Here is a 15,181-nt window from a genome sequence, read left to right as displayed (position 1 = left end):
GGCAACCAAAATTGGGGAATCCCATGAAGAAAATCGAAGCCATCATCAAGCCGTTCAAGCTCGATGAAGTGAAAGACGCCCTCCACGAGGTTGGCATCCAGGGTATCACCGTGACCGAGGCCAAGGGTTTCGGCCGCCAGAAGGGTCACACCGAACTCTATCGCGGTGCTGAATACGTCGTCGATTTTCTGCCGAAGATGAAGATCGAAGTGGTGCTGGACGATGCCCTCGTCGAGCGTGCCATCGAAGCCATCCGCCAGGCTGCCGCGACCGGCCGCATCGGCGACGGCAAGATTTTCGTCACCAACATCGAAGAAGTCGTCCGCATCCGCACCGGTGAACGCGGCCTGGACGCGATCTAACAGAAACCCAAAACATTACCTGAGAAACGCAAGGAAACACCCATGTCCGACATTAAGACAGTGCTTGGCCTGATCAAGGAACACGACGTGAAATACGTCGATTTCCGCTTCACCGATCCCCTCGGCCAGTGGCACCATCTCGCTCATCACGTCTCGACCGTGAATGAGGACCTGCTGACCGAAGGCGTCATGTTCGACGGCTCGTCGATCGCGGGTTGGAAAGCCATCAACGAGAGCGACATGACGCTGGCCCCGGATCTCGGCACCGCCGTGCTCGATCCCTTCGCCGCGCAGACCTCGCTCATCATCTATTGCGACATTCTGGAGCCGCTGACGGGTCAGAATTACGGCCGCGACCCGCGCTCGATCGCCAAGCGCGCCGAAGCCTATGTGAAGAGCTCGGGCGTGGGCGATACCGTCTATGTAGGCCCCGAAGCCGAGTTCTTCGTGTTCGACGACGTGCGCTACAAAGTCTCGATGAACAAGACCTCGGTCGAGTTCACCTCGGAAGAAGCGCCCTATGTCACCGACAAGCGTTTCGAGGAAGGCAATCACGGCCACCGCATGAAGGTAAAGGGTGGTTACTTCCCGGTGGCGCCGCTGGATTCCGCCGGCGATCTCCGTGCCGAGATGTTGACGACCCTCGCCGCGATGGGCGTCGAAGTCGAAAAGCATCACCACGAAGTGGCACCGTCGCAGCATGAGCTGGGCGTGAAGTTCGGCACGCTGGTGCAGTGCGCCGACGCGATGCAGAAGTACAAGTATGTCGTGAAGAACGTCGCGCACGCCTATGGCAAGACCGCGACCTTCATGCCGAAGCCCGTCAAGGGCGATAACGGTTCGGGCATGCACGTGCATCAGTCGATCTGGAAGAACGGCCAGCCGCTGTTCGCCGGTAACGGCTATGCGGATCTCTCCGAGACCTGCCTGTTCTATATCGGCGGCATCATCAAGCACGCGAAGGCGCTCAATGCCTTCACGAACCCGTCGACCAACAGCTACAAGCGCCTCATCCCCGGCTTCGAAGCGCCGGTGCTGCTGGCCTATTCCTCGCGCAACCGTTCGGCCTCCTGCCGTATCCCCTATACGGCCAGCCCGAAAGGCAAGCGCGTCGAGGTCCGCTTCCCGGACCCGACCGCCAACGTCTACCTCGCTTTCGCAGCGATGGTGATGGCCGGTCTCGACGGTATCGCCAACAAGATCCATCCGGGCGATCCGATGGACAAGAACCTCTACGACCTTCCGCCGGAAGAACTGAAGCAGGTTCCGACCGTCTGCGGATCGTTGCGCGAAGCGCTTGAAGCCCTCAACGCCGACCACAGCTTCCTGCTGAAGGGCGACGTCTTCACGAAGGACTTCATCGATTCCTATCTCGAACTGAAGTGGGAAGAGGTCTACGCCCTCGAGCACACCCCGCATCCGATCGAGTTCCAGATGTATTACTCTTCTTAAGAGATCCTTGCGGCAGTAAGAACTGAAGCGGCTGGGGCAACCCAGCCGCCTTTTTTTGTGCATTGCGGAGGATCATCCTCCTATGACTTACGCGAATGAGGCCTTTAAGGAACCATTCACTAAAATTGATCAAGATCAGGGTCAGGCATCGTAAGGGGAGAAACGATGAACACCCGCATGTCCTTGCGCACCCGCTTGTTGATCGCCGGCATTGCTGCCGTCGCCGCCATTGTCGTGACCGCCGCCGTCGGCTTGTTTGGCATGATGCGCAGCAATGAGGGATTGGAAGCTTCCATTACGGCAACCAGTGCCGTCCTGCATCAGAAGCAAGCGGACATGATGCATGATGCCTTGCGCGCGGACGTGCTCTTTTCCCTCGTTACCGGACCCTATGGGAGCCCGGAGGATCAGGAGACCATTCGCGTCGACCTTGCAGATCACGTCGCCAGCTTTGATAAATCGATTGGCACCCTGCGGGGACTGGACCTGCCGCCCGATCTCCGCAAGGCGGTCGAAGACGTGCTGCCAGCCCTGGAAGCCTACATCACCTCCGCCAAGGAGATTACCGAATCCGGGTTGAAGGATACCGTCGCTGGGCGCGAGCGTTTCCCAGAATTCATGAAGGCCTTCTCTGATCTGGAGGAGCGCCTTGAAGTACTCGGCGAAAATATCGAACGCTTCGGCAACAGCGCCGGCAACAACGCCCTGACAACAAACGGCCAACTGATCGTCACGCTGCTGGTTGTCTCGGTCTTCGCCACGATTCTGCTGATCGCGGTCAATTGGATCACGGCCGGCCAGATCTCGCGACCCATTCTTGGCATGGTCAGCGCCATGCAGCGTTTGGCCGGCGGCGACCGCGCGATCGAAGTGCCGGGCCTTGGGCGCGGCGACGAGGTCGGCCGCATGGCCGAGGCCGTGCAGGTCTTCAAGGACAATGCCCTTGAAGCCGACCGTCTCACGTCGGCGCAATCCCACGACCAGAAGATGCGCGAGGAACGCACGCGGCAATTGGAGACCCTGTGCCGGGATTTCGACCGACAGGTGACTCAGCGACTGCAGGCGGTCATCGCCGCCGTGGGTGAAATGGAAGGAACCGCGCAATCCATGTCGCGCGTGGCGGAGAATACCGCCGCGGAAGCCAATCAGGTCAGCCATACATCTGAGGCGGCGAGCGGCAGCGTCAACGCCGTGGCGGCCGCCACGGAAGAGCTCGCCGCCTCGATCGCCGAGATCGGCCAGCAGATGTCCCGCTCGCGCGAGATCGCCGGACAAGCCGCCAATCAGGCGGTTGCCACCAATGCCCAGATCAAGCAATTGGCCGAAGCGGCTCAGAAGATCGGCGCCGTGGTGCAGCTCATCACCGATATCGCCAGCCAGACCAATCTCCTTGCCCTCAACGCCACGATCGAAGCGGCGCGTGCGGGCGAGGCCGGCAAGGGTTTCGCCGTCGTGGCCTCCGAGGTGAAGAACCTCGCCACCCAGACCGGAAAGGCGACCGACGAGATATCGCAGCAGATCAATGGAATTCAGAGCGAGACGGGACAGGCCGTGAAGGCTATCGAAAACATCGCCGGCACGATCGACGAGATCAACCAGATCACCAGCGGCGTCGCTGCCGCTGTCGAGGAGCAGAGCGCCGCCACCAAGGAAATCGCGCGCAGCGTCGAGCAGGCGGCAAGCGGCAATCAGGACATGTCGACCCGCATCGCCACGGTCACGAACGCTGCGAATGAAACCGGCGTCGCTGCCGGCCAATTGCTGGGCTCCAGCAGCTCGCTTGCCAAGGAGGCCCAAGACCTCCGTCAGGAGATCGAGCGCTTCCTCTCGACGATCAGGGCGATATAGGCGTCAGCCGCGGTAGCTCGCGGCGACCTTGCAGTAATGCTCGGCCGAATAGCCGAAATAGGCCATTTCCTTTTCCGACAGCGGACGCATCAGCTTGGCGGGTGAGCCGGCCCAGAGTTCGCCCTTCCTGACGCGCTTGCCCGGCGTCACCAGGGCACCGGCCGCCACCATACCCCCGCTCTCGACCACGACGCCGTCCATGATGCAGGCTTTCATGCCGATGAAGGCGCCGTCTTCGATCGTGCAGGCATGCAGCAAGGCCATATGACCGATGGTGACGTCGGCGCCGATCACGGCTTTGGTACCGGCAGCTCCTTCACGTTCATGATTGACGTGAATGACCGTGCCGTCCTGAACATTGGTGCGGGCGCCGACACGGATCGAATTGGAGTCGCCCCTGAGCACACAGCCGAACCAGATCGAGGCCTCAGGCCCGATCTCGACATCGCCGATGACGACCGCATTTGCCGCAATGAAGGCATCGCCGGCGATCTTCGGAAGAATGCCCTTGTAGGGCAGGATCATGCCGCTCATCTCGCGCTCCTTCAGAGATCCAGCATCAATCGGATGTTCTGCACGGCGGCACCTGAGGCGCCCTTGCCCAGATTGTCGAGCCGCGCGACCAAAACCGCCTGACGTGCCTCTTCATTGGCGAAGACACGCAGTTCCAGCCGGTCGGTGTCGTTGAGCGCTTCCGGCTCCAATTTGCCGCTGGCTTCGGCATCGATCACCTTCACCAGATCAGCACCGGCAAAATGCTGCGCCATCGCTGCCTTGAGGTCCGCAGCCTTGGGCTTTCCCGGCAGCGTCTCGAGATGAAGCGGGATCGAGACCAGCATGCCCTGCCGGAAATGACCGACCGATGGCACAAAAAGCGGGCGCCGCGTGAGTCCGGCATATTTCATGAGTTCGGGAACATGCTTGTGCGAGAGACCGAGCGCATAGAGTTCGAAGGCGGGGCCGCCATCTTTCTCATGGGCTTCGATCATGGCCTTGCCGCCGCCGGAATAACCACTCACCGCATTGACGGTGATGGGATAATCGGCCGGCAAAAGGCCCGCCTCGGTCAATGGGCGCAGCAAAGCGATGGCGCCGGTCGGGTAGCAGCCGGGATTGGAGACCAGCCGGGCCTTTGCGATCGCCTCGGCATGGCCTTTCTCCAATTCAGGGAAGCCATAGGCCCAGTTTGGCGCCACGCGATGCGCCGTGCTGGCGTCCAGCATCTTGGGCGCCTTGTCGCCGAGTTCGGCAGCCAGCGCCACGGATTCCTTGGCGGCATCGTCGGGCAGGCACAGTACCACCAGATCGACTTCCGCCATGATCGCGCGGCGCGCCGCCGGGTCCTTGCGCTTGTCGCCGGTGAGGCTCTTGAGTTCGATGCCAGGGACATGCGCCAGGCGGTCCCGGATACCCAGACCCGTGGTGCCAGCTTCGCCGTCGATGAAAACTTTCGCCATCTCCACCCTCTCGTTATCCGGCTGGATATTGCCCAAAGAAAAAGGGGTGCGCCAGAGCGCACCCCTTTGCCAATTCGATTTGGCCTGTGCGCTTAGCGCTTCGAGAACTGGAAGCTGCGGCGCGCCTTGGCGCGGCCGTACTTCTTACGCTCGACGGTACGGCTGTCGCGGGTCAGGAAGCCTTCGGCCTTCAGAGCACCACGCAAATCCGGCTCGAAATAGGTCAGCGCCTTGCTGATGCCGTGACGGACGGCACCGGCCTGGCCCGAGAGACCGCCGCCAGTGACCGTCACGTTGACGTCGAACTGGCCGGCACGGTTCACGATGCCGAAGGGCTGGTTGATCATCATGCGCAGCACGGGACGGGCGAAATAGACCGTCACGTCACGGCCATTGACCGTGATCTTGCCGTTACCCGGCTTGATCCAAACACGGGCGATGGCGTCCTTGCGCTTGCCGGTCGCATAGGCGCGGCCCTGAGCGTCAACCTTGCGCTCGTATTTCGGCGCGGTCACGGCTTCGGCATTCACGACACCACGGGTGGCGGCGCCGAGATCCTTCAGGTCGGAAATCTTCTGCGGTTCTTGCGCCATGATTACGCAATCCTCTTGTTCTTCGGGTTCATCGCCGCGACGTCGAGCGTCACCGGCTGCTGGCCCTCATGCGGATGAGCGGTGCCGGCATAGACGCGCAGGTTCTTCATCTGCTGGCGACCGAGCGGGCCGCGGGGGACCATGCGCTCGACGGCCTTGATGATCAGGCGCTCAGGATGCTTGCCGCCCAGGATCTTGCCCCAGCTGCGCTCCTTGATGCCGCCCGGATGACCAGTGTGATAATAGAAAATCTTGTCTTCAAGCTTGTTGCCGGTGACGCGCACCTTGTCGGCATTGATGACAATGATGTTGTCGCCGCAATCGACATGCGGCGTAAAAGTCGTCTTGTGCTTACCGCGCAGATGGTTGGCGACGATCGACGCCAGACGGCCCAGAACGACGCCTTCGGCATCGATCAGAACCCACTTCTTCACCACCTCGGCCGGCTTGGCGGAATAGGTCTTCATGACTCATCACTCAAGCGTAATTGCCGTCGAAGGGCCCACCCCTTCGCTCTCTGGCGGGGGTGATACAGAGCACCGCGCGACCTGTCAACGGGTATGTTCGCAGCGACCTCGCGTATATCAATGAAATCAATTACTTAAATAAACGGTACCATAATACCAGAACACATCTCTATGTTGTTCTGGACTTTTTCGAAGACCCTGTCAATTATGCTGCAAATCAATCACTTAAGGTAGGGAATGGTGCCGAAAGTGGAGTACGGGGCGCTTTCGGACGAGGCGCTGGCACAACAATTCATGCCCCGGATCGCAGTCCCGGACCATGAAAAATGGCTGGCGGAGGATCTCGCTCTCTCCGTCCCTGTTCAGCAATCCAGGAATGCGCAGCTGAACGTCCGCTACGGCCCGGGGGCACGTCAGGTGCTGGACATCTTCCCGGCCCGGGCCGCCAACGCCCCAATCCTGGTCTGGATCCATGGCGGCTATTGGCGGGCCCTTTCCAAGGACCATTACAGTTTCATCGCCCCGCCCTTCCTGGCGGCGGGGGCAGCGGTCGTGCTGATCAATTACGACCTCTGTCCGAATGTCGACCTGCCCACCCTCCTCGCCCAGACTCGCGCGGCCCTGCATTGGGTGCGGGTCCATGCTGCGGAAATGGGGGGTAATGCGGACCGTCTTGTCCTTGCCGGCAATTCCGCCGGTGCACATATTTGTGCCATGGCTCTCCAATATTCAGATGCTGCGGATTGCGCGCCGATCTCGGCCATCCGCGCCGCCGCTTTCATTACCGGCATCTATGATCTCAGCCCGATTCCGCGCATCCAGGTACGCGATGAGGTGCATCTGACGCCGGACCAGATCCCCGGCCTGTCGCCCCTTGCTCTGCCCATCACACATCCATTGCCCAGCGTCGTCGCCGTGGGCGCCGACGAACCCGAGATGTGGATCGAACAATCCGAGATGTATCATGCGAGGCTGGTAGCCGCCGGCAGTGTGTCGAAATACCTGTGCGTTCCCGGCCGGCATCACTTTTCCATTACGCGCGACCTGGCCAATGCCGAGGCGCCGCTCACCCGCGCCATGATCGGATTGCTGCAGGCATGATCGACCGACCGAAATCAGCCAATGCGGTCTATGACCGCCTGGGCGTTGGCTATGATCGTACCCGCCGCGCGGATCCGACACTGGCCGCCGCCATCGCGCGGCTCCTTGATGTGCGGCATCCCGAGCCCGTGCTTGATATCGGCTGCGGCACCGGCAATTACACGATCGCCGTCGCCGACCGGAATGTGATGGCGATCGGCCTGGATCAATCCACTCTGATGCTGCGGCGCGCACGCGCCAAGGAACCGCGCATCGAGTGGGTGGCCGGCCAGGCCGAGGCCCTGCCCTTTGCCGACAATAGCTTCGCTGGCGTCTTCTGCACGATGACGCTGCATCACCTGCAGGATTTTGAATCCGTCTTTGCCGAGATCGCGCGCGTGCTGCGGCCGGGAGCGCGCTTCGTCGCCTTCACTGCCTTCCCCGAGCAGGCGCGGCAATTCTGGCTCAATGCCTATTTTCCGGAACTGATGCGCCGCGCAGCCGATCGCATGCCGGGACGTGACCGGATCGAAGCCGCCTTCAAAGGAAGCGGCCTGCGTGTCGCCGAGATCGAACAATTCAACGTGCCGAGGGACCCGATCGATTTTGTCCTCTATTGCGGCAGGCACCGGCCCGAGGTCTATTTCGACGCCAAAGTGCGCGGCAATATCTTTGCCTTCACGCCCCTCGATCTGGCGCAGGAAGTCGGCACCGGATTGGCGCGGCTCGACGAGGATCTCAGCAGCGGTCGCTTTGCCGAGGTGGCGGCCAGCTTCGACGACACGATGGGGGATTATGTGCTTCTGGTGGCCGAGAAAGCGGCCTAGCCGGCGAAAGCCCGCCCGAGTGGCATCAGCCGCAATCCCTTCCTGAGATGCCGATAGGGCAAGGTGCTGTTATCGACCGGGTTATCGCCGGCCGCCGCGACGATCAAAATCTCGGAAGCGATCGGCTGGAAATCGGCGCGGAAATGCACCGAGCTCTTCAATGCCAATACCTTCTGCTGCGCCGGTTCGACACCCAGGTGCCGCAGCATCGCCTGATCCGCCGCCTGCTGTTTGCGGCTGGTCACCACGATCTTCGTGCCGCCGATACCCAAGAGCGCCATCGGCCCCAGTTGCATATGATTGCCGCGATAGAAAGGCCCCGTCGCCTTGAAACTGCCATCGCCCAGGGCCAACACCTCGAAGCGGCCGCTGAGTTTCTCCAGACCCGGTGAGCCGCACCAGGCGCCGATCGCGCGCTCGAAGGAATTATGCAGGCCCGCCTCATGAGCGATCCGCGCGGTCTCGGGGTCATAGAGATTGGCAAAGACCGCACCCTCCGCCTTCAGACGGATGAGCGCCTCCAGGAGATCGACGGAATCCGAATTGCCGCCGGCGCCGGGATTATCCTGGGTGTCGGCCAGGATGACCGGGCGGCCGCTGAGGCCTTTCAGCATGGCATGGGCAACAGCCTCGTCCTTGCTCCATATCTTGCCGGCGAAATCCCGCTCGGCGGATTTGAGAGCTCCTATCAGATTGTCGGCGACCCGGTCCGCCGCCGCTTGGGTCTCGCCATAGGCGACGATCGCCGGCCCGCATTCATGGATGTCCGCAGGGGGAAAGCCGAAGGCGAAGGAGGCACTCGCGGCTGCATTGCGCGTCTCGCTGGCCGCGACCTCGCCATAGAGCGCCATCGCGGGATCGATGAGCGTGCATTGCCACGGCAAAGGCACCAGAAAATCGGCGCGGCGCATCGCCTTGGCCAATGGCCCCTGCTTCAGCAGCCGGTCGATCACCTCCGCCGAACGAGCGCCTGTCTCGGCAAGATCGACATGCGGATAGGTACGGCAGACCACCAGGGCCGAAGCATGCCGAACCATACGTTCGGTGAGATTGGCATGAAGATCCAGGCTGACGACGATCGGCATGTCAGGTCCGACGATCTTGCGGATGCGCTCCAGCAACTCGCCCTCGCCGTCCTCCAGATGCTCGGCCACCATGGCGCCGTGGAGATCGAGATAGATCGCATCCAGCCTGGACAGCGCCTTGATGCCGGAAACGAGATCGCCGGCAATGCGCTCATAGGCATCGCGCATCACATTCGCCGAGGGCGATGCCGAGCACCAAAGCAGCGGCAATAACTCATGTCCCGCCGCCTTCGCCTGTTCAATGAAGCCAGGCAGAGGCAGATTGATACCGCGGAAGACCTCGAACAGCGCATCGCCGGTGGTGAGTCCCGGCCAACCATCGGCCATCTCGAAATCCGCGAAGCCTGCCTTCACCGGAGCAAAGGTATTCGTTTCGTGCTGGAAACCGCCGATCGCAATGCGCGCCATGGCAGAGGCTGCCTTCCCTTGGTTGCTTGCCCTGGCTCAGAAACCACCACGAATTGGGAAGATAATCAACACTTGGCGGCGTTTCGGGAATGTGAAATTCTCCGCTCCGCCATAGGGTTTTGGGGGATGGACGACTCGATATGGCTCAAGCAGCGATCTTCATGATCGAAGATGTCGATACCGCCACTCAGCACGCAGCGACCGCGATTGCCGAGATGGCGATGCGCGACATCTCGCCGACGCCCGGCAATTTCTGCGTCTGGTATCACTATCTCGCGGGCACGACACCGGCCTTGCGGCAAGATCTCGACGCTCTGCTGAGCAATGGCAAGGTCGTTTCCGGCAGCCAGATGCAGGCCTTGTTCGACAAATATTTCCGCGAGAACGGGGGTGGCGAGACAATCCAGTCGACCGGCGATGAATTGCAGGCCACTCTTATCGACGTCATCAAGCAGGTCAGTCAGGCCGGGCTGGATGCCAAGGCTTTCGGCGCCACGCTGAACAAGGCCAGCGGCTCACTGGGCGAGGCCAGGATCGATACCGGCTCCATGCGCGAACTGGTTGGCGAACTCATCGCCGCCACCAAGCTGATCGGCCAGAAGAACCAGGCATTGGAAGCACAGCTCAAGGCCAGTTCCACCCGGATGAGCTTGCTTCAATCGCGCCTGGAAACGGCGCGGCGCGAAGCCCTGACCGATGCGCTGACCGGTATCGGCAATCGCAAGAGCTTCGATGTCGCCCTCCAGTTCCGCGCCCATCAGGCCGCTGAGCAGCGCAGCGACCTTTGCCTGATGCTGCTCGACATCGACCATTTCAAGAAATTCAATGATGAATTCGGTCACCGTGTCGGTGATCAGGTCCTGAAGATCGTCGGATCAAAATTGAAGGCAAGCACCGTGGGCGCCGACGCGGCTGCGCGCTATGGCGGCGAGGAATTCGCCCTGTTGATGCCGCAGACCGGACTGACCGATGCACTCGATCGCGCTGACCGCCTGCGCGTCAATCTCGGCAGCCATTACCTCAAGAACCGCACCACCGGGCAAAGTTACGGCACCGTCACCGTTTCGATCGGTGTCGCGCGCTATCGGTCGGGCGAACAATTGGAAGAATTCGTTACCCGCGCCGATCAGGCGCTTTATCGCGCCAAGAGCGAAGGCCGTAACCGCGTCGTCGCCGAATCCAACACGTTACGGTAAGGCGATCAGCCGGTTGGAGAAGCTGTTCGGTCGATCGCCGCTGTTTGGATAATGCCGTGCAAGGATCGAGCTCAAGGCCTGGATGGCGGTGATGAAACCCGCCTCCAGTTCACCTTTGCGCACCTGCGCCGTGAAATCATCGACGACGCGTTGCCAGGCCCCTTCCCCCACCTTCTGGTGAATATCGCCATCGGCGATGATCTCGACGTGATGTTCGGCGAGGCTGACGAAGAAAAGAACTGCATTGCGCTCGGGTGTCGCGGCAAGGCCGAATTCGAGAAACGACGCGTGTGCAAGGCGTCGCACCGCATTGGCCTTCATCATCCGGGGTGTCAGCCGATCACCGAGCGGCGTCAGTTCCGCCACAATCACGAGAACGAGGAAGGCAAGAAACTCGGCCGCCAGGATTTCCCCGGTGCTGGTCCAGGGAAGAAAACCCCAGCCGATTATACCTGCGAGGAAGGCACCGAGAATCGCCAGCATCAATCCTGACGCCCGATACTCATCGGCGCGCGGAGCGATCATGGCGACCAGCTCCGCCCGCGATGACAACTCGGCCTTGGCAATTTCCGCCTCGATCCGCGCCAGGGCCGCGGCATCCAACCGCCTTCTTACCATCTGCCGCTCGCTCCACCGCCGCCGAAGGAACCACCTCTGCCCGAGAAACCGCCACTGGACCGGCCGGATGAGAAGCCGCCTCCCGTACCGCCACTGCTCTGCGCCAGATACCAGGAATATCGGTTGAGCTTCTTGTCCCAGCGACGGCGCAGACGCATGACGAAGAAGAGACCGATAAAGAGGATGGGAAAGAAGAACGGCAACACCTTGTCGGCGATGGTCGACCAGTTTGTGCCGCCATCCACATGCTTCATGACTGTGAGGTAGCTGCCATCTAGCACGGCAAGAATGGCATCGACACCCGCCTCCACACCCTCTTCCATCTCTCCAGCCTTGAAATGGGGGATGATGTCGTTGCGGATGACGCGGCTGGCCGTTGCGTCGGGAAAATCCCCTTCAAGGCCGTAGCCCACCTCGATGCGGAGCTCCCGCTCGTTGGGTGCAATCAGGAAGATGATGCCGTTGTTCTTTCCAGCCTGACCAATCTCCCAGCCGCGCCCCAGCATCAGGCCCCAATCCTCGATCGGGCGGCCCATGAGATCTGGCAATGTGACGACGACAATTTGGTTGGCGGTCGTTTTCTCATGAGCGTCAAGCTTGGCCGTGATATCTGCTTCGGCTTGCGGTGAGAGAATCTCGGCGCGGTCGACGACGCGACCGGAAAGTGCCGGCAGGGTCATCTCCTGGGCCAAAGCCGGCGACATGACGACGAGGAGCATCAGCCCCAGCAAATACCGCAATATTGCTACCCCTCGCCGCAGCATGATCAGTTTGTATTGCCCGTGGTTCCGAAATCGACCTTCGGTACTTCCATTTTCTCGGGCTCGATCTCCAGTTGCTGCATCGGCTCGCGGTCCGGATAGAGGAAGCGCTTCCACAACACACCGGGAAATGTTTTGAGTTCCGTATTGTACATCCGCACCGCCTCGATGAAATCGCGGCGCGCCACGGCAATGCGGTTTTCGGTGCCTTCCAACTGATCCTGCAGGGTGCGGAAATTTTCGGTCGCCTGCAATTGCGGGTATTGCTCGGCGATCACCATCAGGCGCGAGAGTGCCGAGGTAAGCGCACCTTGATTGGATTCGAAGGCGCGCATGGCATCGGGATTGGTAAGAATGTCGGCAGGAAGCTGCATCGTTCCCACCTTGGCACGCGCCTGCACGACCGATTCCAGGGTCGATTTCTCGAAATCGGCCGCGCCCTTTACCGTCGCCACCAGATTGGGGACCAATTCGGCACGCCGTTGATACTGGTTGAGCACCTGTGCCCAGGCGGCGCTGGCGCTTTCTTCCTTCGTCGGGATGGCATTGATGCCGGTCGCCGCCCAGGCGATGACGGCTACGAGGAGTCCCAGGATCACCAGACCGGCGATGCGCATTCTGTTCTCTCTCGCTCGGGTTACGATTTCCAGTGCGGCGGGATGGTGCGCGCATAATAAGGCAATGCTTCGATGCGGTCCATCCAGGCGCGCACCTTGGCCGGCATGTCGGCGCGAGCAATGCCGAGGCCGGGTGCGCGCTCGTCGGCGCGCTGCGCCATGCGGACATAGGGATAGGCCGCGTAATCAGCGAGCCCCAGAGCTTCATAAAGAAAGTCGCCTTTCAGTCCCTTTTCCAGGCGTGATAGTTCATCCATCATCTGCTTGCGCGCAGTTTGGCTCTTCTCGGGATCACGCTCGGCCGGGGTCAGATAGACCGCTTGTTCAACCAGTTCGCCACTGGTGGTAGCCAGGTAATTGTCTGCCTCATTGACCATGCGGCGCACAATGGCGCGGCCATGGATATCTTTCGGCAGCAAGGGCCGCTCCGGATAGCGCTCCTCCAGATATTCAATAATCGCCGAGGATTCCCAGAGAGGAAAGCCCTCGTCGAGAATGGCCGGCACGCGGCCGCGCGGATTGATCGCGAGGAAAGCCGGCGTCTTGGTGTCGTCATTGTCGAAACTCAGGCGCTTGGCTTCGAACGGAACGCCCTTGTGTTCGAGGGCGAGCCAGACTTTCCAGGCAAAGGGCGAACCGGAACCGAAGAAGAAAGTGAGCGACATGATTGTTCCTTGAGTTAGATATCAGCAAAGACGTGGGTTTCGGCCTGGCCGCCGGGATGGGTGACAGCACCCTTCTCCGCCGTGCCGACCGTTTGCGCATATTTCCAGAGCGCCCCCGATTGGTAATCGGTCTTGCGCGGCCGCCAGGATTTGCGGCGCTCGGAGAGTTCTGTATCGGCAAGATCGACCGAAATTTCGCCGGTCTCGGCATTGATGGTGATCATGTCACCGTCCTTCAGCAGACCGATCGGGCCGCCTACCGCCGCCTCCGGCCCGACATGGCCGATGCAGAATCCGCGCGTGGCGCCTGAGAAACGGCCATCGGTGATGAGCGCCACCTTGTCGCCCATACCCTGACCGTAGAGGGCCGCCGTGGTCGAGAGCATCTCGCGCATGCCAGGCCCACCCTTGGGCCCCTCATAGCGGATCACCAGCACCTCGCCTTCCTTATAGGTGCGTTTGTCCACTGCCTTGAAGGCATCCTCTTCGCAATCGAAACAGCGTGCCGGGCCGGTGAAAACCAGATTCTTCATACCGGCAATCTTCACGATCGCACCTTCCGGTGCCAGATTTCCGCGCAGACCGACGACGCCGCCCGTGGTGGAGAGCGGGTTCGATACCGGGCGGATGACATCCTGATCGGAAGGCAGCATATAGCCCGCAAGATTCTCGGCGATGGTCTTGCCGGTCACGGTCAGGCAATCGCCATGCAGATAACCACCGTCGAGCAACGCCTTGAGCAGAACGGGCACGCCGCCGATATCGAACATGTCCTTGGCGACATAACGGCCGCCGGGCTTGAGATCGGCGATATAGGGCGTGTCGCGGAAGATCTTGCAAACATCGTGCAGATCGAATTCGATGCCGCATTCATGGGCGATGGCCGGCAGATGCAAACCGGCATTGGTCGAACCGCCCGAGGCTGCGACCACGCGCGCAGCATTCTCCAGCGATTTCCGTGTCACGATATCGCGCGGGCGGATATTGCGGGCAATGAGGTCCATCACCTGCTGTCCCGAGGCCTCGGCATAGGCATCTCGGCTTTCATAGGGCGCCGGTGCACCGGCGGAACCAGGAATGGCAAGACCGATCGCCTCGGAGACGCAGGCCATGGTGTTGGCCGTGAACTGGCCACCGCAGGAGCCGGCCGAGGGGCAGGCCACGCATTCGATATCGTGCAGATCTTCATCCGACATGGTGCCGGCGGAATGCTTGCCGACCGCCTCGAACACATCCTGCACGGTGATGTCCTTGCCCTTGTAGCGGCCGGGCAGGATCGAGCCGCCATACATGAAGACGGAGGGCACATTGAGGCGCACCATCGCCATCATCAATCCGGGCAGCGATTTGTCGCAGCCGGCAAGGCCGACGATCGCGTCGTAGCAATGGCCGCGCATGGTGAGTTCGACCGAATCCGCGATCACTTCGCGGCTCACCAGCGAGGATTTCATGCCGGCATGGCCCATGGCGATGCCGTCGGTCACGGTGATGGTGGTAAATTCGCGCGGTGTTCCACCAGCCGCCTTGACGCCCTTCTTCACCGCCTGCGCCTGTCGCATCAGCGAGATGTTGCAGGGGGCCGCCTCGTTCCAGGTTGTCGCCACGCCAACAAAGGGCTGGGCGATCTCCTTTTCGGTCATGCCCATGGCGTAGTAATAGGAGCGATGCGGTGCGGATTGCGGCCCCACCGAGACATAGCGGCTGGGCAGTTTCGATTTGTCGAAGCGTTCGGCGGTCATGGGCTG

16 protein-coding genes are annotated in these 15,181 nt (G+C 61.2%); 6 read left to right on the top strand and 10 right to left on the bottom strand.

The genetic code is table 11. The annotated features are described in order from the left end of the window. Nucleotides 1-23 precede the first annotated feature (23 nt). The 3 genes from ACE3PR_RS21150 (at nucleotide 24) to ACE3PR_RS21140 (ending at nucleotide 3,662) form a co-directional block, all read left to right on the top strand. Nucleotides 24-362, top strand: a complete 339-nt coding sequence (locus tag ACE3PR_RS21150) for a P-II family nitrogen regulator (RefSeq protein ID WP_133613898.1) — start codon at nucleotides 24-26, stop codon at nucleotides 360-362. A 42-nt stretch (nucleotides 363-404) separates the two neighbouring features. Continuing rightward, the gene (gene glnA, locus ACE3PR_RS21145) at nucleotides 405-1,814 is read left to right on the top strand and encodes a type I glutamate--ammonia ligase (protein WP_374376271.1); all 1,410 of its coding nucleotides are present in this window, start codon (nucleotides 405-407) and stop codon (nucleotides 1,812-1,814) included. A gap of 165 nt (nucleotides 1,815-1,979) precedes the next feature. Further along, complete coding sequence (locus ACE3PR_RS21140) at nucleotides 1,980-3,662, top strand: methyl-accepting chemotaxis protein (RefSeq protein WP_374376269.1); 1,683 nt, start codon at nucleotides 1,980-1,982, stop codon at nucleotides 3,660-3,662. A gap of 3 nt (nucleotides 3,663-3,665) precedes the next feature. On the opposite strand, the gene ACE3PR_RS21135 is transcribed toward ACE3PR_RS21140, so the two are convergent. The 4 genes from ACE3PR_RS21135 to rplM all read right to left on the bottom strand — a co-directional run bounded on the left by ACE3PR_RS21135 (nucleotide 3,666) and on the right by rplM (nucleotide 6,179). Then, entirely contained in the window at nucleotides 3,666-4,196 is a 531-nt protein-coding gene (locus ACE3PR_RS21135; protein ID WP_374376267.1) for a gamma carbonic anhydrase family protein, read from the bottom strand. Nucleotides 4,197-4,207: 11 nt separating this feature from the next. Next, nucleotides 4,208-5,119 (bottom strand): N-acetyl-gamma-glutamyl-phosphate reductase, encoded by a 912-nt coding sequence (argC, locus tag ACE3PR_RS21130; RefSeq protein ID WP_374376265.1) that lies wholly within the window; start codon nucleotides 5,117-5,119, stop codon nucleotides 4,208-4,210. A 92-nt stretch (nucleotides 5,120-5,211) separates the two neighbouring features. After that, entirely contained in the window at nucleotides 5,212-5,712 is a 501-nt protein-coding gene (gene rpsI, locus ACE3PR_RS21125; RefSeq protein WP_374376262.1) for a 30S ribosomal protein S9, read from the bottom strand. 2 nt (nucleotides 5,713-5,714) lie between these two features. Then, nucleotides 5,715-6,179 (bottom strand): 50S ribosomal protein L13, encoded by a 465-nt coding sequence (rplM, locus tag ACE3PR_RS21120; RefSeq protein ID WP_374376259.1) that lies wholly within the window; start codon nucleotides 6,177-6,179, stop codon nucleotides 5,715-5,717. A gap of 294 nt (nucleotides 6,180-6,473) precedes the next feature. On the opposite strand from rplM, the gene ACE3PR_RS21115 reads away from it, so the two are divergent. Then, nucleotides 6,474-7,280 carry an alpha/beta hydrolase gene (locus tag ACE3PR_RS21115; RefSeq protein WP_374376257.1) on the top strand — a complete coding sequence of 269 codons (807 nt, stop codon included), beginning with the start codon at nucleotides 6,474-6,476 and terminating at the stop codon, nucleotides 7,278-7,280. Further along, nucleotides 7,277-8,086, top strand: a complete 810-nt coding sequence (locus ACE3PR_RS21110; RefSeq protein ID WP_374376255.1) for a class I SAM-dependent methyltransferase — start codon at nucleotides 7,277-7,279, stop codon at nucleotides 8,084-8,086. The genes ACE3PR_RS21115 and ACE3PR_RS21110 overlap by 4 nt, the downstream gene beginning before the upstream one ends. On the opposite strand, the gene ACE3PR_RS21105 is transcribed toward ACE3PR_RS21110, so the two are convergent. Beyond that, nucleotides 8,083-9,579, bottom strand: coding sequence for a M81 family metallopeptidase (locus ACE3PR_RS21105; RefSeq protein WP_374376253.1), 1,497 nt, complete (start codon nucleotides 9,577-9,579; stop codon nucleotides 8,083-8,085). The two genes, ACE3PR_RS21110 and ACE3PR_RS21105, sit on opposite strands and share 4 nt — an antisense overlap. 140 nt (nucleotides 9,580-9,719) lie before the next feature. Between ACE3PR_RS21105 and ACE3PR_RS21100 the strand changes: the two genes are divergently transcribed. Beyond that, the gene (locus ACE3PR_RS21100) at nucleotides 9,720-10,775 is read left to right on the top strand and encodes a GGDEF domain-containing protein (RefSeq protein ID WP_374376251.1); all 1,056 of its coding nucleotides are present in this window, start codon (nucleotides 9,720-9,722) and stop codon (nucleotides 10,773-10,775) included. On the opposite strand, the gene ACE3PR_RS21095 is transcribed toward ACE3PR_RS21100, so the two are convergent. From ACE3PR_RS21095 to ilvD, 5 genes are read right to left on the bottom strand one after another with little or no spacing between them, the layout of a single operon-like run. Next, the gene (locus tag ACE3PR_RS21095) at nucleotides 10,767-11,393 is read right to left on the bottom strand and encodes a TPM domain-containing protein (protein WP_374376249.1); all 627 of its coding nucleotides are present in this window, start codon (nucleotides 11,391-11,393) and stop codon (nucleotides 10,767-10,769) included. The two genes, ACE3PR_RS21100 and ACE3PR_RS21095, sit on opposite strands and share 9 nt — an antisense overlap. Then, entirely contained in the window at nucleotides 11,387-12,133 is a 747-nt protein-coding gene (locus tag ACE3PR_RS21090) for a YgcG family protein (protein ID WP_374376246.1), read from the bottom strand. Before ACE3PR_RS21090 ends, ACE3PR_RS21095 begins: the two co-directional genes overlap by 7 nt. A 26-nt stretch (nucleotides 12,134-12,159) precedes the next feature. Beyond that, entirely contained in the window at nucleotides 12,160-12,771 is a 612-nt protein-coding gene (locus ACE3PR_RS21085) for a LemA family protein (RefSeq protein ID WP_374376244.1), read from the bottom strand. Between the two features lie 20 nt (nucleotides 12,772-12,791). After that, nucleotides 12,792-13,436 (bottom strand): glutathione S-transferase family protein, encoded by a 645-nt coding sequence (locus ACE3PR_RS21080; RefSeq protein WP_374376241.1) that lies wholly within the window; start codon nucleotides 13,434-13,436, stop codon nucleotides 12,792-12,794. 14 nt (nucleotides 13,437-13,450) lie between these two features. Continuing rightward, entirely contained in the window at nucleotides 13,451-15,175 is a 1,725-nt protein-coding gene (ilvD, locus tag ACE3PR_RS21075) for a dihydroxy-acid dehydratase (RefSeq protein WP_374376239.1), read from the bottom strand. Between the last annotated feature and the right edge of the window lie 6 nt (nucleotides 15,176-15,181).

The organism is Dongia sp., assembly GCF_041909655.1.
Classification (GTDB): Bacteria; Pseudomonadota; Alphaproteobacteria; order Dongiales; family Dongiaceae; genus Dongia.
Note: the sequence above shows the minus strand (reverse complement) of the source record. Positions and strands in the feature narration are given on the sequence as shown.